Origin of the sequence: Mycobacterium sp., assembly GCF_049280035.1 — a bacterium.
Lineage (GTDB): Bacteria > Actinomycetota > Actinomycetes > Mycobacteriales > Mycobacteriaceae > Mycobacterium.
Window position 1 is genome coordinate 1 of the sequence record NZ_JBAPPI010000691.1, and the last position, 1,541, is coordinate 1,541.

At 64.0% G+C, this 1,541-nt stretch carries 2 protein-coding genes; both read right to left on the bottom strand.

The annotated features are described in order from the left end of the window. Positions 1–502, bottom strand: a 502-nt coding sequence (locus WAN71_RS22155; RefSeq protein ID WP_422227386.1) for a CoA transferase, incomplete at its 3' end; no start/stop codon positions are given. A 37-nt stretch (positions 503–539) separates the two neighbouring features. Beyond that, positions 540–1,322, bottom strand: a complete 783-nt coding sequence (locus WAN71_RS22160) for a FadR/GntR family transcriptional regulator (protein ID WP_422227387.1) — start codon at positions 1,320–1,322, stop codon at positions 540–542. Positions 1,323–1,541: the final 219 nt, after the last annotated feature.

Below are 1,541 nucleotides of genomic sequence, written 5' to 3' on the forward strand. Positions count from 1 at the left end.
GTGCGGCTTCGGGCGATGTGAGGCCGTCCGCGCTGCCACCGCGGGCCCAGAATGCCGTCGCGTCGTAGGCGCCGGCGTCGCGGTCAGACCCGTTGGAGCCGAAGCCGTTGCCGATGACGTAAATGATGTCGGGGTTGACGCGGCGGACGTCGTCGATGTCGATCGATAGCTTCTTCCGCGACGACGGCAGGTAGTTCGTCAGGAAAACGTCGCTGCGCCGGATCAATTCGTCGAGCAGGGGGCGTGCCTCGGAATTGTCGAGTGCCAGCCCGACACTGCGCTTTCCGCGGTTGGGCGCGTCCATGATCGGCGCGAACGACGATCCGGGTACCGTCGCCGCGGCGCCCAACACCTTGACCAACCCACGCTGGGCATCGCCGGTAACAGGATGCTCGATCTTCACCACGTCTGCGCCCCAGTCGGCGAGCACCGCGCCCGCCGACGGAACGAAGGTGAACTGTGCGACCTCCAGAACGCGAACTCCGTTGAGCGGCTTAAGCATCAGGTGTCCTTCAAGTGAGGGTGGGTGCGAAACCCACTCAATGCATGATGTCTCGGACCTTCGTCTTCTCGTAGCCCTTGAGCAGTTCCGTGCTGGCATTCTCCATGTGTCGTCGCCAATGCGCCTCGGCCTCCGCGCCGTCCCGTGCGGCCACCAGATCGGCGAGTCGCGTGTACGACCGGATCAGCTTGGTGTACTGCGCCTTGGGCACGACGTTCTGAACGCCGAGAAATGCTGCGGTCATGTGCCGCTCGAAGATCTCGTGCAGCATGCCGGCGATCACGGTCAGCGTCGCGTTGCCCGACAGTTCGACCAGCCGGCGGTGCAATGCGGTGGAAGCTGCGCCCAGCCTGCCCGTCTCCCACGCATGGGGTACCTCCTCGATGAGGTCGCGTAACTCACGGTGCGCCGTCGCGGTGCCACCTTCTGCGAGCAGTCGGGCTGCATACGGTTCAATACCCATACGTGCGGTCATCACGTCCGCGAGCGTCGTTCCCGCCATCTCGAGCAAGAAGCCTGCCGGTCGCGCGACGATCTCGGGGCCTGGGACGCGAACCCGTGCCCCGGTGCGTGAGCCGCGCCGCACCTCCACGAGGCGGTCGGACTCCAAGACTCGCACCGCTTCTCGCAGCGATGGCCGGCTGACCTGAAAGTGATCCATGAGTTCGGCCTCGTAAGGGAGGAAGTCGCCGTCTTTGAGCTGTCCCTCGACGATCATCCGCCGTAGCGTGTCCGCCACGATTTCGGCCGTCTTGGGCGACCGCACCGCGCCGTTATTCTGTGACGCGGTCATCGGCGCGAGCGGTTCCCGCTTGGGCATCGCGACCTCCTGAAATTAGACATGTACTACTCAGTACACCATGTAAAGCACTTATCTGAGATATCTGCGGCCTACCTCAGTGCAGCCGCGAAAAAATGCGTGTGGCTGCTGCACCGTAGCCAGCGCGTCGTCGGCGTCCGACCAGGAAACTTGGCGGTGATGCAAAGGCCATGTCGGGCAGTCGTTTGCGAGTCGCAAGCATTTCGCGCGCCTGTGTGT

Coding starts and splice junctions, on each gene's coding strand:
- WAN71_RS22160 (WP_422227387.1), bottom strand. CDS start 1,322: ATGCCCAAGCGGGAACCGCTCGCGCCGATGACCGCGTCACAGAATAAC.